Source organism: uncultured Clostridium sp., assembly GCF_947036855.1.
Lineage (GTDB): Bacteria > Bacillota > Clostridia > Clostridiales > Clostridiaceae > Sarcina.
Map to the genome: position 1 here is coordinate 1 of NZ_CAMQRY010000010.1, position 23,336 is coordinate 23,336.

21 protein-coding genes and 1 riboswitch are annotated in these 23,336 nt (G+C 28.8%); of the genes, 16 read left to right on the forward strand and 5 right to left on the reverse strand.

Annotated features, from left to right (window positions below; translation table 11 throughout):
- Nucleotides 1-313 precede the first annotated feature (313 nt).
- The 13 genes from Q0V15_RS02595 to pstB (Q0V15_RS02655) all read left to right on the forward strand — a co-directional run bounded on the left by Q0V15_RS02595 (nt 314) and on the right by pstB (Q0V15_RS02655) (nt 15,640).
- Nucleotides 314-484: a hypothetical protein gene (locus tag Q0V15_RS02595; protein WP_297435703.1), complete on the forward strand. Its 171-nt coding sequence runs from the start codon at nt 314-316 to the stop codon at nt 482-484.
- Nucleotides 485-962: 478 nt separating this feature from the next.
- On the forward strand, nt 963-2,090 hold the full coding sequence (gene hydE, locus Q0V15_RS02600; protein ID WP_297435705.1) for a [FeFe] hydrogenase H-cluster radical SAM maturase HydE: 1,128 nt from the start codon (nt 963-965) through the stop codon (nt 2,088-2,090).
- A 1-nt stretch (nt 2,091) separates the two neighbouring features.
- A complete protein-coding gene (gene hydG / locus Q0V15_RS02605; protein ID WP_297435707.1) occupies nt 2,092-3,471 on the forward strand; it encodes a [FeFe] hydrogenase H-cluster radical SAM maturase HydG in 1,380 nt (459 codons plus the stop codon).
- 21 nt (nt 3,472-3,492) lie between these two features.
- Nucleotides 3,493-4,689: a [FeFe] hydrogenase H-cluster maturation GTPase HydF gene (gene hydF / locus Q0V15_RS02610; protein WP_297435709.1), complete on the forward strand. Its 1,197-nt coding sequence runs from the start codon at nt 3,493-3,495 to the stop codon at nt 4,687-4,689.
- Nucleotides 4,690-4,778: 89 nt separating this feature from the next.
- On the forward strand, nt 4,779-6,521 hold the full coding sequence (locus Q0V15_RS02615; RefSeq protein ID WP_297435711.1) for a ferredoxin hydrogenase: 1,743 nt from the start codon (nt 4,779-4,781) through the stop codon (nt 6,519-6,521).
- A gap of 141 nt (nt 6,522-6,662) precedes the next feature.
- Nucleotides 6,663-7,358, forward strand: coding sequence for a response regulator transcription factor (locus tag Q0V15_RS02620; RefSeq protein WP_297435713.1), 696 nt, complete (start codon nt 6,663-6,665; stop codon nt 7,356-7,358).
- A gap of 81 nt (nt 7,359-7,439) precedes the next feature.
- Nucleotides 7,440-7,543: riboswitch (TPP riboswitch) on the forward strand.
- 113 nt (nt 7,544-7,656) lie between these two features.
- A complete protein-coding gene (thiT, locus tag Q0V15_RS02625; RefSeq protein WP_297435715.1) occupies nt 7,657-8,283 on the forward strand; it encodes an energy-coupled thiamine transporter ThiT in 627 nt (208 codons plus the stop codon).
- 574 nt (nt 8,284-8,857) lie between these two features.
- On the forward strand, nt 8,858-10,771 hold the full coding sequence (locus tag Q0V15_RS02630; protein WP_297435717.1) for an endonuclease MutS2: 1,914 nt from the start codon (nt 8,858-8,860) through the stop codon (nt 10,769-10,771).
- Between the two features lie 194 nt (nt 10,772-10,965).
- Nucleotides 10,966-11,928: a PstS family phosphate ABC transporter substrate-binding protein gene (locus Q0V15_RS02635; protein WP_297435719.1), complete on the forward strand. Its 963-nt coding sequence runs from the start codon at nt 10,966-10,968 to the stop codon at nt 11,926-11,928.
- Between the two features lie 409 nt (nt 11,929-12,337).
- The gene (pstC, locus tag Q0V15_RS02640; protein ID WP_297435721.1) at nt 12,338-13,210 is read left to right on the forward strand and encodes a phosphate ABC transporter permease subunit PstC; all 873 of its coding nucleotides are present in this window, start codon (nt 12,338-12,340) and stop codon (nt 13,208-13,210) included.
- Nucleotides 13,210-14,127: a phosphate ABC transporter permease PstA gene (gene pstA / locus Q0V15_RS02645; protein WP_297435723.1), complete on the forward strand. Its 918-nt coding sequence runs from the start codon at nt 13,210-13,212 to the stop codon at nt 14,125-14,127. Before pstC ends, pstA begins: the two co-directional genes overlap by 1 nt.
- Nucleotides 14,128-14,138: 11 nt before the next feature.
- Complete coding sequence (pstB, locus tag Q0V15_RS02650) at nt 14,139-14,891, forward strand: phosphate ABC transporter ATP-binding protein PstB (RefSeq protein WP_297435725.1); 753 nt, start codon at nt 14,139-14,141, stop codon at nt 14,889-14,891.
- Nucleotides 14,892-14,902: 11 nt separating this feature from the next.
- Nucleotides 14,903-15,640 (forward strand): phosphate ABC transporter ATP-binding protein PstB, encoded by a 738-nt coding sequence (gene pstB, locus Q0V15_RS02655; RefSeq protein ID WP_297435726.1) that lies wholly within the window; start codon nt 14,903-14,905, stop codon nt 15,638-15,640.
- 425 nt (nt 15,641-16,065) lie between these two features.
- On the opposite strand, the gene Q0V15_RS02660 is transcribed toward pstB (Q0V15_RS02655), so the two are convergent.
- The 5 genes from Q0V15_RS02660 to Q0V15_RS02680 all read right to left on the reverse strand — a co-directional run bounded on the left by Q0V15_RS02660 (nt 16,066) and on the right by Q0V15_RS02680 (nt 22,125).
- On the reverse strand, nt 16,066-16,605 hold the full coding sequence (locus Q0V15_RS02660) for a DUF3284 domain-containing protein (protein ID WP_297435728.1): 540 nt from the start codon (nt 16,603-16,605) through the stop codon (nt 16,066-16,068).
- A 195-nt stretch (nt 16,606-16,800) separates the two neighbouring features.
- Nucleotides 16,801-18,240, reverse strand: a complete 1,440-nt coding sequence (locus tag Q0V15_RS02665) for a PTS sugar transporter subunit IIC (RefSeq protein WP_297435730.1) — start codon at nt 18,238-18,240, stop codon at nt 16,801-16,803.
- 96 nt (nt 18,241-18,336) lie between these two features.
- Nucleotides 18,337-18,636: a PTS sugar transporter subunit IIB gene (locus tag Q0V15_RS02670; RefSeq protein ID WP_297435732.1), complete on the reverse strand. Its 300-nt coding sequence runs from the start codon at nt 18,634-18,636 to the stop codon at nt 18,337-18,339.
- Nucleotides 18,637-18,682: 46 nt separating this feature from the next.
- Nucleotides 18,683-19,039, reverse strand: coding sequence for a PTS sugar transporter subunit IIB (locus Q0V15_RS02675; protein ID WP_297435734.1), 357 nt, complete (start codon nt 19,037-19,039; stop codon nt 18,683-18,685).
- A gap of 353 nt (nt 19,040-19,392) precedes the next feature.
- Nucleotides 19,393-22,125, reverse strand: coding sequence for a sigma 54-interacting transcriptional regulator (locus tag Q0V15_RS02680; protein ID WP_297435737.1), 2,733 nt, complete (start codon nt 22,123-22,125; stop codon nt 19,393-19,395).
- 242 nt (nt 22,126-22,367) lie between these two features.
- On the opposite strand from Q0V15_RS02680, the gene Q0V15_RS02685 reads away from it, so the two are divergent.
- The 3 genes from Q0V15_RS02685 (at nt 22,368) to Q0V15_RS02695 (ending at nt 23,334) form a co-directional block, all read left to right on the forward strand.
- Nucleotides 22,368-22,496: a hypothetical protein gene (locus tag Q0V15_RS02685; protein WP_297435739.1), complete on the forward strand. Its 129-nt coding sequence runs from the start codon at nt 22,368-22,370 to the stop codon at nt 22,494-22,496.
- Between the two features lie 100 nt (nt 22,497-22,596).
- The gene (locus Q0V15_RS02690) at nt 22,597-22,905 is read left to right on the forward strand and encodes a hypothetical protein (protein ID WP_297435741.1); all 309 of its coding nucleotides are present in this window, start codon (nt 22,597-22,599) and stop codon (nt 22,903-22,905) included.
- Between the two features lie 144 nt (nt 22,906-23,049).
- Complete coding sequence (locus Q0V15_RS02695) at nt 23,050-23,334, forward strand: hypothetical protein (protein ID WP_297435743.1); 285 nt, start codon at nt 23,050-23,052, stop codon at nt 23,332-23,334.
- Nucleotides 23,335-23,336: the final 2 nt, after the last annotated feature.

Consider the following 23,336-nt stretch of genomic DNA (forward strand, 5'->3'; position numbering starts at 1 on the left):
CATGTTATGCATCAGGTCCAGAAGCAATGCTTGGTGGTGGAATAATAACATTCCTAGGATGGTTATTATACGGATTACAAGCTAATAGATTTGTTGGAAAAGATTCACAAGATGAAGGTCTATACAAATTAAAAGATGAAGTTAAAAAATAAGAAATTATAAAGAAGTTAGCAGAAATGCTAACTTCTTTTTTATCATATATTAGGTAATATGATACTCTATTTTTAAGCTTTTTTAATCAAAAAGTTACATGTAACTAAGAAAAAAAAGTTAGAATTATACAATACTTATAATATACAAAAGAGGAATATCTATGAAAACAAGAAATATAGCTGCTGTTTTGGTATTGATAGTAACAGGGATATTATTAGGATTTTATACATTTCATAAGATAGAAAAAAAGAATCAAAAAAAAGCAATAATAGATGCGGTAAATCAAAGTAATAATGTAACTGTAAGTATTGATATTGAGAAAAGTAATTAAGAATGTAAGTACATATAAAGTAGTAATTTAAAAGATAGAAAACTAGCCTAAACTAGCCAGCTAATTGGTAATTTTAGTCTAGTTTTTTATTTAGGAAATATAATATATTTAGGCGATATTTCAAAAAATGAAATCATAATATCTTAATATTTGAAGATAAAAATATTAAGATATTATGAGGGGAAATTAGTATTTGAAAAAAACTTCCTATTATACTATGGCATATTAACTAGGTAGACGATATTTACCATAGATAGGTAAGTTTAGTATATTCTAATTAAAAAATAGAAATGGTATAATATTTATTAGTAGATAGTTATTATAAATACTATTTTATAATAATATGCAAAGAAATTAGATGGTTTTACAAATTAGTAGCTACTATCGGAGAAGCATAAAGAGTTTATATTTAAATAAAAAAATGTTAATGTTTATAATAGGGTAAGTTTTAAAAATATCAATAATATAGTGAGGTTTTATGAAATTAAAGATAAGAGGAATTATAGATAAATTGCATAAGGAAAATAATTTATCAAAAGATGAACTTTATATGCTTGTTTCAAGTATAGATAATGAAAATATGGAGTATTTAATAAGCAAAGCTGATGAGACTCGAAGAAAATTTTATGATAATAAAGTTTATATGAGAGGACTTATAGAATTTACGAATTACTGCAAGATGGATTGTTTATATTGTGGAATTAGAAAGAGCAATAAAAATGCAGAGAGATATAGATTAACTTTTGAAGAAATTATGGAATGTGCAGATATAGGGGATAGGCTAGGTTATAAAACCTATGTACTACAAGGTGGAGAAGATCCATATTTTACTGATGAAAGAATGGTAGATATTATTAAAGGGATAAAAAATAGGTATCCAAAGAATGCTATTACATTATCACTTGGGGAGAGAAGTTATGAGTCTTATAAAAAAATGTATGATGCAGGCGCTGATAGATATTTATTAAGACATGAAACTGCTACTAAAAGTTTATATGATGGTTTGCACCCTGGTGTTTCAATTGAGAGTAGAAGAGAGTGTCTTTATAATTTAAAAAAGATAGGTTTTCAGGCAGGAGCAGGGTTTATGGTTGGACTTCCAAATCAAACTGATATGGACCTTGTGAATGATTTAATGTTTGTTAAAGAGTTTGAGCCAGCTATGTGTGGTATAGGACCATTTATTCCTCAAAAGGATACGCCTCTTGGGGATGAAGAGGGTGGAACTTTAGAAAAAACTATTTTAATGCTTTCAATAGTTAGACTTCTTTTACCAGAAGTATTACTTCCAGCTACAACAGCTCTTGGTACTATTGATCCAACAGGTAGAGAAAAAGGAATAAAAGCTGGTGGTAATGTAGTTATGCCCAATTTATCACCAACTAGTGTTAGAGAGAAATATGCATTGTATGATGGAAAGATTTGTACTGGTGATGAAGCTGCTGAATGTAGAATGTGTATTGAAAGAAGAATGAAGAAGTTTGGCTATGATGTTGAAGTTAACAGAGGTGATAATGTTAAGTGGGCAGATAAGTTAAATATGCCAGTAGAAAATCTAAAGAAAACTAAAAGTGAAAATATTATGTTTGTGAGAAAGGATGTTTAATATGTTTATAAAACAAGAACTTATAAAAGAAATTTTAGAAGAAACAAAAAATCCTAGTGATATAGAAGCAAGAAAAGTTTTAGATAGAGTTAAAAAAGGCGAGAGATTAAGCTATAATGATGCAGCTATACTACTTGCAACAAATAATGATGAAGTTGTAAAAGAAATGTATAAGCTTGCAGGCGAGCTTAAAAGAAGCATATATGGTAAAAGAATAGTTATGTTTGCACCTTTATATGTTAGTGATTATTGCGTGAATAAATGTGTTTATTGTGGATATAAAAAGTGTAATAAGTTTACTAGAAGAAAGCTTACTCAGGAAGAAGTGGCACAAGAAGTTAGAATACTTGAAAAAATGGGACATAAAAGACTTGCATTAGAACTTGGTGAAGACCCTGTAAATGCTCCTATTGATTACGTATTAGAATGTCTTGATACAATTTATAGTACTCAGAATGCTAATGGTGCTATAAGAAGAGTTAATGTAAATATTGCAGCAACAACACGGGAAAATTATAAGAAATTATTGGATAAGGGAATTGGAACATATATTTTATTCCAAGAAACTTATGATGTAGAAGCTTATGAGAAAATGCATCCTAAATGTCTAAAAGGAAATTATGAATATCATTTAACTTCTTTTGATAGAGCTATGAAAGCTGGTATTGAAGATGTTGGTGGTGGTGCATTATTTGGGCTTGCTGACTATAGATTTGAAGTGCTTGGTCTTATGATGCACAATAATTATCTTGAAGAAACTTATGGAGTAGGATTCCATACAATTTCTGTTCCAAGACTTAGAAAAGCTAGTGGAGTATCAATGGATAACTATCCAAATCTTTTAACTGATGAGATGTTTAAAAGAGTTGTAGCAGTTCTTAGAATTGCAGTTCCATATGTTGGACTAATTTTATCAACAAGAGAAAGTCCTGCTATGAGAAAAGAAGTTTTGAGATATGGTATTTCACAAGTATCTGCTGGTTCAAGTACAGGTGTTGGTGGATATAAAGAGAGAGAAGAAACAGGAAAAGATGATAAGCAATTTGAGACTTCAGATGAGAGAAGTCCACTTGAAGTTATAAAGGAACTTTTAGATGATGGATATATCCCTAGTTATTGCACAGCTTGTTATAGAACAGGAAGAACTGGAGATAGATTTATGGAACTTGCAAAAACAGGAGAAATTCAGAATGTCTGTGAGCCTAATGCAATAACAACTTTAGTTGAATATGCTTTAGATTATGGGGACGCAGAATTTAAAGAGAAAGCTATGAAAACAGCTCTTAAAGTTACTTCTGAAATAAAAAATGAAAAAACTAAAAGAATAGTTGAGAAGAATATTGAAAAATTAAAAAATGGTCAAAGAGATTTATTCTTATAAGATTTTTTGGAGGGTATAAGTTTGAATAATACAACAAATGGTAATAGAAAGCATATAGCTATATTTGGAAATGTTAATTCAGGAAAATCATCACTTATAAATGCAATAACAAATCAGAATGTTTCAATAGTATCTGATATAAAAGGAACAACAACAGACCCTGTAAAAAAGGCTATGGAAATTTTAGACCTTGGGGCAGTTCTTTTAATTGATACTGCTGGATTTAATGATGAAACTGAAATTGGTTATAAAAGAAAAGAAAAAACATTAGATGTATTAAAAAGTGCTGATTTAGCTATCTATGTAATGGATGGAACAGATATAGATATAGAATCATTTACTAAGTGGAAAAAAGAAGTGAAAAAATATAATATTAAAATGTTTGTAGTAGCAAATAAAATTGATTTACTTAGTGATGAGGAAAAGGTTAGTCTTGAAAAAGAACTTAAAAGTTGTATTTTAATATCAACTAAAACAGGTGATGGAATTGAAATATTAATTGAAAAAATTAAATTTGTTTTAGGTGAAGATAGTGAAAATGAGCCTGATAGAAGTCTTATAGGTGATTTGTTACCATATGGTTCAACAGTTATACTGGTTGTACCAATAGATTCAGAAGCTCCAAAAGGAAGACTTATACTTCCACAGGTACAGCTTATTAGAGATTGTCTTGATAATGGAATAAAGAGTTATGTGGTTCGTGATACAGAGCTTGAAGAAGCATTAAATGATGTTAAAAAAGTTGATTTAGTAGTAACAGATTCACAGGCTTTTAAGAAAGTTTCAAAGATTGTACCAAGTGATATAAAACTTACTAGCTTCTCTATACTTTTTGCAAGACAAAAGGGTGAGATAGAAACTTTTATTGATGGTGTAAATTCAATACGTAATTTAAAAGTTGGAAGTAATGTGCTTATAGCAGAGAGTTGCACACATAATGTATCACATGAGGACATTGGAAAAGTTAAGATACCGAAGATGCTTGAAAAATTTGTTGGTGGAAAGCTGAGTTTTACTTTTACAATGGGAAATGATTTTAAAAATAATATAGAAAAATATGACTTAGTAATTCATTGTGGTGCATGCATGGTAAATAGGAAAACTGTTATGAATAGAGTTAATCTGTGCAAAGAAAAAAATATTCCAATAACTAATTATGGAATAGTAATAGCATTTTTAACAGGGATTTTAGATAGAGCAACTAATACTATACTTTAGACTGGTAATAAAGAGTTAATTTAGGAAGTTTAGGTAGGTTAAACTTAAACTTCTTAAATAACATAATACTAATAAGGGAGACATAAGTTATGCAAAAGTTAAAAATTAATGGACAAGAGTTTGAGTTTGAAGGGAAGAAAACAATACTTGAGGTAGCTAGAGAAAATGATATAGAAATTAGTACACTTTGTGCTTTAAAAGATATTGGAAATAAAGGTAGATGTGGAGTGTGTGTTGTTGAGGTAGAAGGAGTTAAAATTTTGCCAAGATCATGTGCTATGCCAGCAAAAGATGGAATGGTTATAGAAACAGAAAGTGAAAAAGTTGTGGCTAAAAGAAGTGAAATTTTATCAGGAATACTTGACCATCATGATTTTAAATGTGGTAAATGTGTGAGAAAGGTTAATTGCGAACTTTTAAAGTTAGTAATTAAGCATAGAGTTAAAGCTAAAACACCATTTAAACCAGAGGATAGAGAGTCATATATTGATGATAGAAGTGAGTCTTTAGTAATTGATAGAGCAAGATGTGTAGCTTGTAATAGATGTGTTCAAGCTTGTAAAGTTAGAACTACAACTGAATCTATAAAATTTAGAAAAAATGAAGATGGAGAAAAAATAATATCTTCAATAGATGGTGTTAAATTTGATGATACAGGGTGTTTACTTTGTGGACAATGTTTAATAGCTTGTCCTGTAGGATGTCTTCAAGAAAAATCTCATACAGAGAGAGTTAAGGAAGCACTTGCAGATGAAAGTAAACATGTTATTGTAGCAATGGCACCAGCAGTTAGAACTTCTATGGGAGAATTATTTGGACTTGGGTATGGAGTAGATACAACTGGTAAGCTTTATTCATCATTCAGAAAACTTGGATTTGATAAAGTATTTGATATAAACTTTGGGGCAGATATGACTATTATGGAAGAAACAACAGAACTTCTTAAGAGAATTAAAAATAATGGACCATTCCCAATGATGACTTCATGTTGCCCAAGTTGGGTTAGACTTATAGAACGTCATCATCCAGAATATATAAAAAATTTATCAAGTGCAAAATCACCACAACAAGAGTTTGGTGCAGCAAGTAAAAGTTATTATCCAACAATAGCTGGTGTTGAGGCAAAAGATGTTTTCACAGTTACAATTATGCCTTGTATATCTAAAAAATATGAAGCTTCAAGAGAAGAGATGCAGGTAAATGGACTGCGTGATATTGATGCAGTTTTAACAACTAGAGAACTTGCTACTTTAATAAAATCTGAAAAAATAGATTTTGTAAATCTTGAAGATGGAATTGCAGACCCTGCTATGGGAGAGTATACAGGAGCAGGAGCTATTTTTGGAGCAACTGGTGGAGTAATGGAAGCAGCGCTTAGAACTGCTAAAGACTTTGTTGAGCAAAAAGATTTAGAAAATGTGGATTATATGGCTGTAAGAGGGCTTGATGATATTAAAGAAGCTACCATCGAAATTGGTGGAAATAATTATAAGATAGCAGTAGTAAATGGAGCATCATCATTCTTTAAATTTGTTGAGTCAGGTAAAATTAATGAGGGATACCACTTTATAGAAGTAATGTCTTGTAGTGGTGGATGTGTTAATGGTGGTGGACAACCTCATGTTAAGGCAAGAGATAGAGATCAGCTTGACATAAGAGCTATAAGAGCATCAGTTCTTTATAATCAGGATTCTCAGATGTTACCTAAAAGAAAGTCACATCAAAATGCAGGGCTTATAAAAATGTATTCTGAATTTATGGGACAGCCAGGTGGGGAAAAAGCAGAAGAATATCTTCACACAAGTTATACAGATAGAAAGATAAAAAAATAAAATATATGAATACTAGGACATATTTTAAATAAGTATGTCCTAGTATTATTTTTATTGATTGATATAGGTCAGATTGTTATAATGTACTTGTTAAATTGAATATATTTAATTTAAATATAAATTAATTGGTGGGGATTAGCTATGTTGGATAAGAGAATATTAATAGTAGATGATGAAATGCATATAAGGGAGCTTATCAAATACAATTTAGAAAGTAATGGATTTAAAACAATTCAAGCAGCGGATGGAAAAGAAGCTGTTGAACTTGCAAAAGAAAGACAGGTTGATTTAATAATCTTAGATTTAATGTTACCTGTTATGGATGGTTTTGAAGTATGTAAAGAAATTAGAAAAGACAGTGTAATATGTGATACACCTATAATAATGCTTACTGCTAAAAGTGAAGAAATTGATAAGATTGTTGGACTTGAAATAGGTGCAGATGATTATATGACAAAGCCATTTTCAGTTAGAGAACTTGTCGCAAGAGTGAAAGCACAGCTTAGAAGAAATTCAGGAGCAAGACAAGAAAGCAATATATTTAATTTTGGTGATATGACAGTTAATCTTCAAACAAGAGAAGTTAGAAAAAGTGGACATACAGTTGATTTAACTTTAAAAGAGTTTGAAATATTAAAAATACTTATAAAAAATAAAGGGTCTATTATAACAAGAGAAGTTCTTTTAGATAGAATTTGGGGTTATGAGTATATTGGAGAAACAAGAACAGTTGATGTTCATATTAGACATTTAAGACAGAAGATAGAAAAAGATGATAAGAATCCTATGTTTATACAAACTATAAGAGGTGTAGGTTATAAATTCTTATCTGAATAAATATACCTATAATATACAAGAAAAAATTGACAATAGTAAATTTGTATATTACAATTACTATTAGATAATAATTAAAATTGAATACCTTGCTAGGGGTGCTCTTGCTGAGAAATTCAAATTCAGAATTGAATTAACCCTTGAACCTGTTGGTTAAGACCATCGTAGGAAAGCTATTTATTTTAAGACGTTACTTAGGGAAACCTATATAATGCTTAATGAGTATATAACAATATTTCTATGTAGAAATATTGTTTTTTTATTTTACTAAGCAAAATAAATAATAAAAGGGGATATTTTTATGACACCATATGAACAAATTTCAGGTCAGATAGGAATAGTTAATGTTCTTGTCTATGTAGTATCAATCGTTTTTTTAATTGCCTATGGTATATTTTTTAGTAAGAAAAAGCCATCACTTAAAAAAATGATTGTTATAGGTTTATTTAGTGCAATTGCATTTGTACTATCATTTATAAAGTTTGTACCATTTCCACAAGGTGGAAGTATAAATCTTTTACCAATGCTTCCAATTCTCTTAATAGGAGTTTTATATGGAACTGTTGAAGGGATTACATGTGGACTTATATACGGAGTTTTAACTCTTATAATGGGTGGACATATAATTGGTATAGCAGAAGCTTTAATGGATTATATACTTTCAAGTGTTGTACTTGGACTTGCTGGGGTATTTGGGCGAGATAATAAAATTAAAATTTTGGCAGGGTCAATACTTGCAGTAGTTTTAAATTTAGCAGCCGTTATAATTTCAGGGGTATATTTCTATGGAATGTATGCACCACCACATATGAACTTATGGTATTATTCAATAATATATAATCTTTCATCATCAGGTGTTGTTGGAGTATTGAGTATTATAGTTTTAATGATACTGCCTATAAAAAAATTACAAAGACAAGTAAAGTAATAGATATTATTTTAGAAAAGCAATGCTTAGGCGTTGCTTTTTTATTTTGGAAATAAATTTAATTTATAAAGTTTTATAAGATGGATTAATATAAAAGTAGCTTTTTTGTTAAAGAAATAAATTTAAGTTCATAAATATTGTAGTGTGAATTTAAATATGTTATATTGAGTGCATAAAATAAATTAAATATAAGAAGAAGAGGTGCTTTATGAGCGGGGTAGTATTAAAATAGAAAATTTAATAAATAGATAATTGTAAAAATTAGAGGTAATAATACCTTTTATTTGCTGTGCAGTTATTTAAATTTCTATGGAGATACAAAACTTATTTAGCATTAATTATATATGTGATTGAATCATTTAGTTTATATAAATATCTATTAATATAATTAGTAGATAAAACTACTTTAAAGATTATAGTAGTTTTTATATTTAGTTGGGTGTGTTTGAATTAATATTGTAATTTCAGCTGTAGAAGTATCTACGGCTTTTTTTATTTGAAAAAATAATATCTAAATTTAAGATTAGATATCTTCATAGGGGAAAAATAAGTTAAAAGTGAAGGGGAAATTAAAATGAATAATAACACATTTGAAAAGCTACAATACGAGAATTTAAAAGAAATAATAAAATCATATTGCTCTAGTGGACTTGGTAAGGAGATTATAGATAATATAAAACCATCAGATAACTTAAAAGTTATAGAGAGAAAGCTTAGTGAAACATCAGAGGGAGTTTCAATTTTAGATATTTTAGGGCATATTCCATTGTATGGAGTATCAAATATTAGAGAAATAATTATAAGTATTGAAAAAGGTATAACAGCAGATGCAAGGGAACTTGTTGATATAAGTAATTTTTTAAGAGGGTGTAAAAAGCTTAAAAATGTTATGAAGGATAAAGAGGATTATGCACCTATGCTTCATAGTTATAGCTTATCAGTATCAGAACTTTCAGATATTGAAGATGAGATTGAAAGAGCTATATCAGGAGTTAAGGTTTCAGATAATGCTAGTAAAGAGCTTAGAAAGATAAGAAAACATATAGATATATGCGAGGAAAAAATACAGGAAAGACTTAAAAAGTTTTTAAGCAGCGCAGGTAATAAAGAATATATACAGGAGTTTTTTGTTAGTTTAAGAAATGGAAGATTTACAATTCCTATAAAAGCATCTTATAAAAATCAAGTAGATGGAACTATTATAGAAGTTTCATCAAAAGGTTCAACTGTTTTTATAGAGCCAAAAGTTATAGAAAAGTACATGGGTGAGTTTAATACTTTAAAGATAGAAGAATCAATAGAAGAGTTTAGAATACTTGCAGAGCTTAATAATATTGTATATGAAAAAATAAAAGAAATTAAATTAAATATAGAGGCAGTTGCACAGTTTGATATGATATTTGCAAAAGCTAAATATAGTAAGAGTATAGGTGGAGTAAAACCTAAGATTAATAATTATGGATATACTAATATAATTAGAGGTAAACATCCGTTGCTTGAAGGTAATATAGTTCCATTAAACTTTAATATAGGAAATGATTATAGAAGTATGATTATTACAGGGCCTAATGCTGGAGGGAAAACAATAGTTTTAAAAACAGTTGGTATTTTAACACTTGCAGTTCAAAGTGGATTCCATATAGCGGCAAGTAAAGAATCAGAGATTGCTATATTTAAAAATGTATTTGTTGATATTGGAGATAATCAAAGTATAGAAAATTCTCTTAGTACATTTTCATCTCATATGAAGAACTTATCTGATATTGTAAATAATACTGATAATAAAACATTAATACTTTGTGATGAAATAGGTTCAGGGACAGAGCCTAATGAAGGAGCAGGAATTGCCATAGCTATTTTAGAAGAGTTTTATAAAAAAGGAGCTATAACTGTTGCAACTACTCACTATGGCGAAATAAAAAGATTTTCAGAAAATCATAGTGATTTTGAAAATGCAGCAATGCTATTTGAAAAAGAAACACTTTCACCATTATATAAATTACTTATTGGAAAGTCAGGACATAGTAACGCACTTTGGATTTCTAAAAAGATGGGAATAAGTGAAAAGCTTCTTAGTAGAGCTAAGAGCTATATTGATAATAAGGATTATAGTTATGAGTTGATTAGAGAAAGTAAAGTTGTAAAAAAAATAAGTGAAGAAACGTTACTAAAAGAAGAAGAAAAATTAAATGTAAGATTTGCAGTAGGGGATAGAGTAAATCTTTTAGATTATAAAGGCTTTGGAATTATATATAAACCTGAAAATGAGTTTAATAATATCGTAGTATTTTATGAAGGTGAATTTAAAGAAATTAATAAAGCTAGAGTAGAGATAATACTTAGTGCTAAGGAATTATATCCAAAGGATTATGATATGGAATCTATATTTGTAAGTTATAAAGAAAGAAAATTAGACCATGACATAGGTAGAGGTTCAAAAAAAGCTTTAAAGCAAATTCAAAAAGAGATAAAATCAAATAAAAAATAATTTTAGTGATATTGAGTGTATACATATGTATATGCTCTTTATCTTGTATATAAAAATAAATATAGATATAAATTCAAATGTTAAGATTACTTAACAGAAAATGTAAAATACTTAACCTAAAGCTAATTTAAAGTTAAACTAAGTTGATTATTATAATATCATAAGGTAAAACAAATTCTGAGGGGGATATTAAAATGAAGATGAGAAGTTTAAAACTTTTAGCAGTAGCAGTAGCTATAATAGGTGTAGCAGGAGCATTTGTAGGATGTGGAGGAAGTAGTGATACAGAAGGAGCAGCAGGAACAGGTGGAGAAACTAAAACTCTTTCAGGTGAGATAAAGGTTGATGGTTCTTCAACAGTTGCACCAATTACAGAAGCAATGGCAGAAGAGTTTAACATAGAAAATAAAGATGTAAAAATTCCAGTAGGAGTTTCAGGAACTGGTGGAGGATTTAAAAGATTTATTGTAGGAGATACAGATATTCAAGATGCATCAAGAGGAATAAAGGATGAAGAAAGTAAAACAGCAGGTGAAAATGGTGTTGATTATACAAGTTTAACAGTAGCATATGATGGGGTTACTGTGGCTGTAAGTAAAGAAAATGATTTTGTTGATAGCTTAACAGTAGATGAGCTTAAGAAATTGTGGGAGCCAGATAGTAAAATAAAAACTTGGAATGATTTAAGAAGTGAATGGCCAAAAGAAGAAATAAAGTTCTATACACCAGGACCGGATTCAGGAACATTTGAATTTTTCACAGAAGAAATAGTTGGTGAAGCTAAAGCAATGAGAACTGATGTAAATCCAAGTGAAGATGATAATGTACTTGTTCAAGGAGTTGCAGGAGATAAAAATGCAATAGGATTCTTTGGATATTCATATTACACAGAAAATAGTGATAAACTTAAAGCAGTAAAAATAGATGCAGGAAAAGGTGAGGTAGAGCCAACTTTTGATAATATAAAAGATGGTAGTTATGCACCACTTTCAAGAGAAATATACATCTACTTAAATAATGGAAGTCTTGAAAGAGAAGAAGTTAAAAGTTTTGTAGATTTCTACTTAACAAATGCAGAAGCAATAGTTCCAGAAGTAGGATATATTCCATTAACAACAGAAGGATATGAAGAAGAGCTTGCAAAAATAGCAAAATAATATAATTTTATAAGACACTCCAATTCAAGGATTCACTATAGTAAGTGAACCCAAGTAAATCAAGATTTGGGGGCTAACTTAAAAGACCAGTAAGGGACAGTTATCCTTACTGGTCTTTTTTGTATAGATTTAAGTTAGAACAATATAACGTATAAAGTACGTAATAATGTACTAGGTATTTTACTAATATTATTTAACATAACTTAGTAAAAGTCCACAATGGACAACAATAGTTTAACACACCATATAAGCCTTGTAAATATCAATATTCCAATAATCTGTGTTAAGAAATAAAAAAATAAAAATAACATTAGCTTAACATTAGGCGTTAGTAGTTTAACATTGGTTTAATAAACTAAATATATAAGTGGTAGTAAAAGAATTTTATATGAAATGGAGAGTAGATTTAATGAATAAGAGCTTAGAGAAAATTATAGAAAATATATTAAGAGTATTTGCATTTATAAGCATAGGAATAACAGGACTAATAATACTTAGTTTAATAGTAGAAAGCGTAGGTTTCTTTAAAGAAGTCAGTTTATCAGAATTTCTAACAGGGACAACTTGGTCGCCACTTATGAAACCACAACACTTTGGAATTTTACCACTTATAAACGGAACAGTATTAATTGCTTTAATAGCAAGTGTTGTAGCACTTCCGATAGGACTTGCAGCGGCAATATATTTAAGTGAGTATGCATCAAAAAAAGTTAAAAATATAGTTAAACCAGTTTTAGAAATTTTAGCAGGAATACCATCAATAGTCTATGGATATTTTGCATTAACAGTACTTACACCTTTTCTAAAGATATTTATAGAGGATATAGAGATATTTAATGTTTTAAGTGCAAGTATAGCTGTTGGAATAATGATAATTCCACTTGTTTCATCACTTAGTGAAGATGCAATGAGTAGTGTGCCAAGCATTGTTAAAAATGGAGCATATGCAATGGGAGCTACAAAATTTGAAGTTATAAGAAAAATAGTAATACCTGCATCATTATCCGGAATAATATCATCATTTATTTTAGCTATATCAAGAGCAATAGGAGAAACAATGATAGTTGCCATTGCAGCAGGGGCAAAGCCTCAGATGACACTTAATCCATTAGAGTCAATACAAACAATGACTGGGTATATGGTATCAGTAGCAATGGGAGATATAAGTTTTGGTTCAATAGAATATAAAACAATATTTGCAGTTGGAGCAGTATTATTTTTACTAACATTTATATTAAATATTATTGCTAAAAGAATAGTGAAGAAAGGTAAGGTATATTAATGGGAAGAATAAGTGATTTTAAAGATTTAAAAGAAAAAAGTCTATTTAGAAAATATTCAAAAAATAATACACAAAGAAGAAAAAAAGTAGATAAAATTTGCAAGGGAATATTCTTCTCTTGTGCAATATTTGGAATAATAATGTTATTTATATTAATAGGATCAATACTTAAAGATGGGATTAAATATTTAAGTTTAGATTTCCTTCAAAATTCAGCATCAAGAATAGCAACAAAGGCAGGGATATTTCCAGCAATAGTTGGTAGTTTTAGTGTGATATTTGTAACAATAATTATTGCATTCCCAGTAGGAATAGGAAGTGCAATATATTTAGAGGAATATATGAAAAAAGGGAAGCTTAAAGATTTTATAGAACTTAATATATCAAATCTTGCAGGAGTTCCAGCAATAGTTTATGGAATAGTTGGACTAGCTTTCTTTGTAGAAATATTAAGTCTTGGAAGAGGAATTCTTACAGCAGGACTTACAATGGGAATATTAATATTGCCAACAGTAATAATTACAACACAAGAAGCTTTAAAACAAGTACCAATGACACTTAGGGAAGGTTCATATGCACTAGGAGTTAGCAAGTGGCAAAGTATAACAGGGGTTGTATTACCATTTGCAATGCCAGGAATCCTTACAGGGGTAATTCTTGCAATATCAAGAGGGATAGGAGAATCATCACCACTTATAATGGTTGGTGCAGCTAGTTATGTAACATTTTTACCTGATGGATTATTTTCATCATACACAACACTTCCGCTTCAAATATATAACTGGACATCAAGACCACAAGCGCAATTTCAAGAACTAGCAGCATCAGGGATAATAGTGTTACTTGTAATATTACTTGGAATGAATGCAATAGCGATAATACTTAGAAATAAATATCAGAAAAAAGCAGGGTTCTAATAGGAGGAATTATGGAAAAAGTTATAAGTATAAAAGATTTGAATTTTTACTATGGAAATAAAAAGGCTCTTATAAATGTAAATATGGATATTGAGAAAAATAAAGTTATAGCACTTATAGGACCATCAGGATGTGGAAAATCAACATTTTTAAGATGTATAAATAGAATGAATGATTTAATAGATAATGTAAGGTATAAGGGAAGTATCAACTTTGAGGGTAATGAAATTTTAGAGCTTAAAGATACAACTTTAATTAGAAAAGATATAGGAATGGTGTTTCAAAAACCAAATCCATTTCCAAAATCTATATATGAAAATATAATATATGCACCAAAAAGGTTTGGATTAAAGGATAAAGCATATTTAGATAAGCTTGTAGAAACAAGTTTAGAGGAAGTAGGGCTTGCAAATGAAGTTAAAGGACTACTTAGAAGCTCAGCATTTGATTTATCAGGTGGACAGCAACAAAGACTTTGTATAGCAAGGGCAATTGCAGCAACACCTAAAGTAATCCTTATGGATGAACCAACATCAGCACTTGACCCAGTAGCAACAAAAAAAATAGAAGAATTAATATTGAAACTTAAAAAAGATTATACAGTAGTTATAGTAACCCATGATATGGGACAAGCATATAGAATATCAGATTATACAGGATTTTTCCTGAATGGAGAGCTTGTAGAGTTTGATGAAACAGAAAAAATATTTAAATCAGCAAAAAAAAGAGAAACAAAGGACTATATAGCAGGAATATTTGGATAGGAGGAATTTTTATGGGAAATATATTAAGTGTAAAAGATTTATCTTTATACTATGGGGAAAATAAAGCATTAAAAGAAGTTGCATTAAACTTTGAAAAAAACACAGTAACAGCACTTGTTGGACCATCAGGATGTGGAAAATCAACATTTATAAGATGCTTAAATAGAATGAATGACGTTATAGAAGGTGTAAAAATAGAAGGTGAGATAGAGTATAACAATAAAAATATAATAAATTTTGATGTACTAGAGCTTAGAAAGTATATAGGAATGGTATTTCAAAAACCAAATCCATTCCCTATGACTATATATGAAAATATTGCATTTGGATTAAAGATACATGGTATAAGAGAAAAGAGAATAATTGATGAGATTGTAAGAAAGTCATTAATTAAAGTTGGTTTATATGAAGAAGTAAGAATGAGGCTTGATACATCAGCATTAAGCCTATCAGGAGGTCAGCAACAAAGACTTTGCATAGCAAGAGCAATATCAACAGAACCAGATATATTACTTATGGACGAGCCTACATCAGCACTTGATCCAATATCAACAGAAATCATAGAAAAGCTAATTGTAGAACTTAAAAAAGAGTATACTGTGCTAATAGTAACTCATAATATGAGCCAAGCAAAAAGGATAGCAGATTATGCAGCATATTTTTATGAAGGAGAAGTTTTAAAATATGATATAACAAGAAATGTAATATCAGATAATTTATTTGAAGATATGCAAAAAAAGCAAGGGTAGTGTACCTTGCTTTTTTCTTGTTATTTTTTAGTTTAAGAAATTTGATTTTTAATTATATTTTAGGGATATAATTATATGTGTACATCAAGATTAATGAATGTGTGTGTTCATCAACTTTATTTCGTCAGTTCTTTGTTATTGAAAATAATTCTCAATATCAATTAATTTAATAATAATATAAAAAAAGTATACTGTCAACTAAAACTAACAATAAATTTTTAATTATATAAATATGATATGAAAAATTATTCAAGTATGTATAATTTACTATCTAACTAGCAAATATCATTAATAGATAAATTGCCGTAGAAAATATATTATACATTAAAAAAGTAACAAATCTAATAAAAAAGCGAAAAATATTTCAATTAAGAAATATTTTTCGCTTTTAGTATTTTAAATTATTATAATAACTGTGAGTAGTATTACTCAGTAATATTTTCTTTTTCTTTAATAGAATCTTCCTCAGAAGATTTATTTAAATCAATAGTTTCTTCAACTTTTTTCTTTTTAGGAGCCTGTCTTTCACGCATTTCAGCGATTTCATTATCAAGTCCTTGTAAAAGGAAGTCAAATCTCTTTTTAATTCTACCTTTATAGAAGATAGACTGAACAATATGATTTACATTCATAAAGAAACCAGGTGCATTTTGAGACTGCTCAAGTGTAAATAGAGTAGTGTTCTCATCAATGACAGTAAGTGTATATCTTGAAACAAAAGTTATTTGAGTTTTAAGAGTAACAGTAGTAATCTCATAAACTTCATTTTCAATATAGTCTGTAATTTCAACATTAGCCTCAGCAGACTTAGTTGAATGATGACCAATCTTTTTATTTGTATCAGTCCCTAGTGGATTCTTTTCATCAAATCTTGGGAAATCTTGTTTAATCATTTTTTTAAATATTTTGAATATCTCTTTAGCAGAGTAGTTAACTTCTGCTGAGTTTTTAAATGCATTTTTCATTTTAAATCACCTCTAAGTTAATAATTAACATAATTATACTATAAAAATATATATAAACAATGAATAATAAATATAAGAAAGAAAAAAATAAGACAAGAGAAAGTCTAAGTAGTAAAAAAATGGTACAGAGCGAATGCCCTGTACCATCTTATATTTAAAAACAATCTAAATTCTTATTTTAGTAATTCCTATTTATTAAGCTTCGTCTTTGTTACCAGCTATAATGAATGGGATATATACTGCGATTGAAAGTGCGAATGTTCCAGCAGCAACTACTGCAGCTTTCCAGTCAAATCCTGTAGCCATAAATGCACCAAGAATTGGTGGAGTAACCCAAGGAGTTTCAACCGCAATCTTAGCAGCAAAACCTATTTCTGTGAAGAAGTAAGCTATTCCTATACATACAGGTGGTAAGAATACGAATGGTAGGAACATTTTAGCGTTTAATACCATAGGTAATCCGAAGATAACTGGCTCATTGATTTGGAATAATCCTGGAGCGATAGCAATCTTGAATAATTCTCTTTCTTCTTGTTTCTTAGAGAAGAAGAAGATAGCGATTAGTAATGCAAGAGTAGCTCCTGAACCACCGTGCATAGCATAAACATCTAAGAAGTTTCTTGTTAATGTGTGTACTGGATCTCCACCAGCAGCATATACTTCAATATTTTCTAATAATGGTGGCTTGTACATTGTGTTCATAACTGGATCGATAATGTTAGAACCGTGAAGTCCAAAGAACCATAATAATTGAGCTATCATTACAAGTACCATGTAAGAGATTGGAGATTGTCCAAACGCTACAAGTGGCTTTTGAATGAATTCAAATATAACATCATTAAATGGTGTTTTTACAATATTAGTAAAGATGAATCCAACTGTACTGAATAAAGCAATAGTGATAAATCCAGGTATAATAGCTGAGAAAGCTTTTGATACAGCTGGAGGTACTTGCTCAGGCATTTTGAATGTCCAACCTGCTTTTGTTATTATTACAAATAATTGAGCAGCGATTAAACCAACAATTATAGCTGAGAACATTGCATTAGAACCAAAGCTTCCAACCGTAATCTGTCCCCATGCATTACCTATAGTAGCTTCAGCAACAAGATCTGGATTTGAAGCAGCTGCTTGAATAGCTGCATTTGTAGAGTCTACTAATGTAGCAGCTATGGCTTCTTTACCTTTAGCAGCTTTGAATAAGATTCCAGATGCGCCACCAGTAACGTCCATACCTTCTGGTAATAAAGCAAAGTATGATGAAGTAGCTACTAAAGCAGCACTTATTCCATCGACTTCGTATGATTTAGCAAGGCTATATGATATTGTTATAACTAATAATATAGAAATAATAGCTAGTGTAGCCCACCAAATTCTACCCATTACTGGTACGAAGTATTCATTTAACACTGGTTGAACTGATTCAGCATATCCAGCATTTTTATTAAGTTCTCTACCAATAAGTGAAGTATTTGTGAATATAAGGTTGTTGAAAAGTACTGCCATAGCACCTGTCATGTTTATAACAAGAGTAGCGATAAAACCATCTCTCATTGCTCCAAGGTGTTTTTGTCCACCAATGAAAGCAGCAACAGGCATAAGGAACTTTTCTAAAAAGTTACTAAGTTTGTTCATTAATAATTCCCCCTAAATATTAAATTTTAAAAATAAACATATATATAAATTTTATTTTTAACTGTTTAAATGTGATTATTTGCAGTAATCAGCTAATTAGTTCATTAATCTGATAGCTTGGTCTAAAACAGCACCACCATCAATTTTTCCATAAGCTCTCATATCGATAATTTCTATTGGTTTACCTGGAACAGCAGAAGTTACTTCTTTAAGCATAAATCTTACTTGTGGTCCTAAAAGTAGAACATCAGCATTTTTAGCTAAATCTTTGTAAGTTCCTGACCCTGTAGCAGCTATATCGAAGTCTAAACCTCTTTCTGTAGCAGCTTTCTGCATTTTTGTTACTAGTAATGATGTTGACATACCAGCTGAACATATTAATAATATCTTTTTCATTATAAAAACCCCTTCCCATTTTAAATTACCTTTAATCATAATAAATTTAAAAGACTTTAGAATTTAATTCCTTACTTTCTTTTATTAGAAGTAGAGCAGAAGATAAAATGTTATCAACTCTTAAAAGACCATAGTCTAAACCTTTAATAATTGAAACTGGAATACTTTTATTCTTATCGGAAATAAGCTTTTTAAACTCTTTCAGTTTGTAGGCAATTTGAGGAGCAAGTAATATGATGTCATAATCATCTTTTACATTTCTAAATTTATCTAGTGGAATTGCTTCGATAGTTAAATTTAAATTTGTAGTATTTGATGATTTAAGAGTATCTATATAATCTTCTAATTTTTTAACTACAAGACTTGAAGACATCCCAGCACAACATATAAATAATATTTTCATATTGATCACCTCAGTTGCTTTAAACTTATGATTTAAGTTGTTTTGTTTTACACTTATTTATATAGCAAGAGGCGTGCCAAAATTTAAGAATGGCTATTTCAGTAGACTCTATAATATATTGTTTTCTAATGTATACTATAAAAGATAATGTTTTCATTTTAATCTGCATGAAAAATATACAGATAAATAATAAAGGTATACAGATGTATATATAGGGTTAAAGTAAGGAAAAGAGAGGGGTGTGAGGTATATTTATAATATATTTTACAGAAAGGGCTTAAATTTTAGAATATACACAAAAAAATAAGCCAAAAACAAATTTGTTTTTGGCTGTAATAAAATTAGTATAAAATTTAAAGTTCTTTTATAGTTCGCAGAACAAAACATATTTCATCAACTGTAAATTTAATTTTCAGTTGTTTCTCATATGAATTAAAGAAATTTTCTAATATTTCATATTCTGTTTTAAATGAATCTAAAATAAGTTCTTTAACTCCGCAACTAAGAGAAGAATCTGCACTAACATGCAATCTTTCAAGAGCACATGTTAAATGAAGGATTAAACCTATAGCAGTATTTTCATTAATATCGACTTTTAAGGTATCAGATATTAGTTCGAATAAATCAAGTATAAAGCTTTCATAGATATTTTCATCAAGCAGATGATTAATTTTTTCTTTTTGTGCATTAATCATTGTTGTAAAGGCATCTATACATTTATCATTTATAATATTTTTTAGCCCAGTTAAATTAGTATCTTTAAATACTTCAGATATTGAAATAAAAGGTACACCAAATATTTCGGGATTAAAAGTTCCAACTATAGCTATGATATTTTGTTTATTACCAAGTGAGTTTACTGTTGAATAAAATTGTTGAACATTATCTATATTAAGTGGTATTATTTGAATCTTATGTTTTTTAGTATCTATTTTTTTAAGTAGCATTTCCTTGAGTATTACAGCACTACCTTCACCAGTTGAACAAGTAGTTACTATAATATTTTCCTCTTTAACTTTAAAATTATCTTTTAATGTATTGATATTAGCATCTAAATAATTAATATGGCTTTCTTGAACTGAATACCAAATATTCTCCATATCTTTATCAATTATAGATTTCCTTGCACATTCAAGAACTGTAAGAGTAGAAGACATTTCAATAACTTTTATAGGAATTCGAGTTTCTTCCTCTATAAGTGATGCAAACATTTTAAGAGAACCCATATCTACAAGAAGTAAAACACCAGCACCTCTATGATTTTCAATTATTAAATCTTTAAGCTCTTGATAGGCAGTTGTTGCACTTGTTTCAAGACTCATATTGTAAGAGTATATATTATGAGCATTGATTAATTTTTTTGCAACATCAACCATAGAAGTTGCAGTTGATTGTCCATGCATTGCAACTACTACTATAGGATGACTTATCTCATCAAGTGATGGGTTTTTTCCAAGTGTTAAAAATAAAGCTATAAAGCCAACTTCATCAAGTGGAAGTTTAATTGCAAATTCTCGTTCTATTTTACTAGCAAAAGTTAAAGATAAAGCATACTCTTCTCTATGTTCTTGCATTATTGATTGCAGAGTAGGATTTATAATATCTTTACCAGAATTTATTCTTTTTATTGTTGAATCAATATGAAGGCACAAACCATAAAAAGTTTTACTTGGAAAAACTCTACCAAGGTTAGTTACTGCTGATTTTATAAATACCTCAACAAGTTCTACAATATTTGGAGAAACCAGTTTAGCAATTTCTTCTTTATTAATATCTTTATCAAAATTTGAAACAAGTCTTTTAAAGTAACTATTAATTTCATTACTAAGAACTATATTTATATCATCTTCATCTATCCCCTTTTTTTTATAATCTTCAATTTTTCCAGCAATAGTTTCATAAAAATTATCAGGCAAATCACCTTTAATAACTTCTAAAACTTCTTCCGAACCATTAGATTTAAAAGAAATTTGTTTATCAAGTTGAACAATTTTATCAATTTCATCCATATGATTTTTATATAGTATAAGACCTTGTTTTACATGTGGTGCAAAATCTGTATTTGTAAGTTTTATAAATTTTTCACCTTTTGAAATACATTTTAAAAATGCATTAGCACAGCCGAGTTGTATATCACTTTTAAGTTGACCGATATTAGCATCACAATTATATAATAGTAAGCATCTAAGGCTGTTTGGTGAAACTATTATTTCTTTTCCAATTCTAGTTGATTCTATTCGAAGAAATTCACATATAAGATCTAAACGCTCAGTATATGTTCTATCTCTTAGTGATGGAAGTGTAATATTCATTGGCATTCTTCGTCTAAAAGTTTGAAGAAGTGTAGCATTAGCATTTTCTGTTGTTGCACAAATTACTAAAACTTCACTTTTTTTAACGATTTCACTTTCACCAAGTGGTGTGAATTCTCCTTTATCCATAAGGTAGAATAACATTTCTTGACCCTCAGGTGGAAGTCTATGAACTTCATCAAGGAATAAAATACCTTTATTTGCTCTTTCAACAAACCCTATTTGGTCTTTATCTGCACCTGTATATGCACCTTTTTTACATCCAAATAATCTAGCTAAAAGAAGTTGAGGGTTATTTGCATAATCAGCACAGTTAAATGATATAAAAGGAGCTTCAGGAGCATAGATACTACTTTCTATAGCAAATCTATGCATAAGTTCTGCAAACATTGTTTTTCCAACACCAGTTTCTCCAAGTAAAAGAGTATTAAGACCATGAGGAGGATAAAGCATAGCAGCTTTTGCTTGTTGTACACAATTTTTTAAACTTTTATTACCACCTATTATGTTATCTATATTTATGATAAAAGAAGGTTTATGTTTTGTAGTATTAGGATTTATTTTATAAAGTACAGGTTTTCCTTTGATTTTTAGAACCTTTCCTTCAGAATATAATTCATTTAATATTTTACTAACGTTAGCTCTTTTTATGTTAAGTTTTTCTGCAATATCATTAGTTTCACATCCAATAGGTAAATTTGGATTATTTACTTGTGGATTAGAGTTATCCTCTATGTAATTCAAAATAAGTTCTTTATTAGTATAACGCTTCATTAAATCACTCCTTTTACATTAATAAAATTTCTAGGTATCTCAATTTCTTTTACTATGTTAAATATAGTAAAAAATGTCTATAATAAGATAGTAAATAAAAAATGTGTTTAAAATCTAAAGTAAGTGTGTATAAAAGTTGAATTTTAGAATTAAACACTTTAATATATTTTTAATAAAATTTAAACTAAAGTCGTTTAAATTATTAATATTTTATAAATACTGGAAATATGTATAGTAAATAGATGAATAAAGAGAAAATAAAAAAAATAATAGATATACAGATGGGGTATACAAATAATGAAAAGTTGTATAGTAAAGTAAAGAATGTTGTATATACAAGTGTTTATGCTTGTTGGCATAAAAATTGCTAAAAATAATATTATGAGATTAATAGGAATATTTAAATAGATGTGACTAGTATATTAAAGTAGTTATATTATATTTTAAAATAAATAGTAGGGGGATTTAAAAATGAAAAAATATTTAGTAGTAAGTAAGGGATTACCTCAATCAAAAGCATTTGAAAATGCAGCTAAGGAATATACAACAAAAAACAATTTATCAGTAGAGTGGTTTTTCTATAAAGAAGCAGAATATTTAGATGTTGTTAAAACAAAAAATATTGATGTAGTTGTAATATCACCAGAGGTTATGATTTCAGAGAATAAAATTAAAGCAGAACTTGATACAATCAATGTTGATTACTTATCAGTTAAACCAGCTGATTTTGGACTTAGAAGACTTGAAAAAATCATGCCTTTATTAGATGCAATAGGATAAGATAGCAGTATGTCACAGAATATCTGTGGCATATTTTTTTATATACAAATATTTTACATAATATATATGGTTAAATATTTTTAGTTAAAGTAAAGTTATTATAGAGGGTTAGATTACTTGATATGAGAAGGAGTTGCATAATTTATGGGTAAAAGATGTCCGAATTGCAATATACAGTTTACTATGAAAGATTTAAATAAAGCAAAAAATACAGAAATAATAAAATGTCCAAATTGTAGAAAAAATTTAGTTGAAAGTGGAATATCTAAAATAGTAGTGATGCTACTTGTTATTTTCCCAAGTTTTTTTGTAATGAATAATGTGGGGAATATTTGGATGAGGGCTATAATTATTTTTGGATGGGCATTTGCAGTTAATGTTATGGTTAGACCTTTAATAACAAAATATAAATTAGAAGAAAAAAAATAAGG

Bases quoted from the DNA above. Each gene is read 5' to 3' on its own strand.
- Q0V15_RS02690 (WP_297435741.1), top strand. From the start codon at position 22,597: ATGAAAAAATATTTAGTAGTAAGTAAGGGATTACCTCAATCAAAAGCA.
- Q0V15_RS02675 (WP_297435734.1), bottom strand. From the start codon at position 19,039: ATGAAAATATTATTTATATGTTGTGCTGGGATGTCTTCAAGTCTTGTA.
- Q0V15_RS02680 (WP_297435737.1), bottom strand. From the start codon at position 22,125: ATGAAGCGTTATACTAATAAAGAACTTATTTTGAATTACATAGAGGAT.
- thiT (WP_297435715.1), top strand. From the start codon at position 7,657: ATGACACCATATGAACAAATTTCAGGTCAGATAGGAATAGTTAATGTT.
- Q0V15_RS02665 (WP_297435730.1), bottom strand. From the start codon at position 18,240: ATGAACAAACTTAGTAACTTTTTAGAAAAGTTCCTTATGCCTGTTGCT.
- pstC (WP_297435721.1), top strand. From the start codon at position 12,338: ATGAATAAGAGCTTAGAGAAAATTATAGAAAATATATTAAGAGTATTT.
- Q0V15_RS02670 (WP_297435732.1), bottom strand. From the start codon at position 18,636: ATGAAAAAGATATTATTAATATGTTCAGCTGGTATGTCAACATCATTA.
- Q0V15_RS02660 (WP_297435728.1), bottom strand. From the start codon at position 16,605: ATGAAAAATGCATTTAAAAACTCAGCAGAAGTTAACTACTCTGCTAAA.
- Q0V15_RS02595 (WP_297435703.1), top strand. From the start codon at position 314: ATGAAAACAAGAAATATAGCTGCTGTTTTGGTATTGATAGTAACAGGG.
- Q0V15_RS02615 (WP_297435711.1), top strand. From the start codon at position 4,779: ATGCAAAAGTTAAAAATTAATGGACAAGAGTTTGAGTTTGAAGGGAAG.
- pstA (WP_297435723.1), top strand. From the start codon at position 13,210: ATGGGAAGAATAAGTGATTTTAAAGATTTAAAAGAAAAAAGTCTATTT.
- hydG (WP_297435707.1), top strand. From the start codon at position 2,092: ATGTTTATAAAACAAGAACTTATAAAAGAAATTTTAGAAGAAACAAAA.
- pstB (WP_297435725.1), top strand. From the start codon at position 14,139: ATGGAAAAAGTTATAAGTATAAAAGATTTGAATTTTTACTATGGAAAT.
- pstB (WP_297435726.1), top strand. From the start codon at position 14,903: ATGGGAAATATATTAAGTGTAAAAGATTTATCTTTATACTATGGGGAA.
- Q0V15_RS02630 (WP_297435717.1), top strand. From the start codon at position 8,858: ATGAATAATAACACATTTGAAAAGCTACAATACGAGAATTTAAAAGAA.
- hydE (WP_297435705.1), top strand. From the start codon at position 963: ATGAAATTAAAGATAAGAGGAATTATAGATAAATTGCATAAGGAAAAT.
- Q0V15_RS02635 (WP_297435719.1), top strand. From the start codon at position 10,966: ATGAAGATGAGAAGTTTAAAACTTTTAGCAGTAGCAGTAGCTATAATA.
- Q0V15_RS02695 (WP_297435743.1), top strand. From the start codon at position 23,050: ATGGGTAAAAGATGTCCGAATTGCAATATACAGTTTACTATGAAAGAT.
- Q0V15_RS02620 (WP_297435713.1), top strand. From the start codon at position 6,663: ATGTTGGATAAGAGAATATTAATAGTAGATGATGAAATGCATATAAGG.
- Q0V15_RS02685 (WP_297435739.1), top strand. From the start codon at position 22,368: ATGAATAAAGAGAAAATAAAAAAAATAATAGATATACAGATGGGGTAT.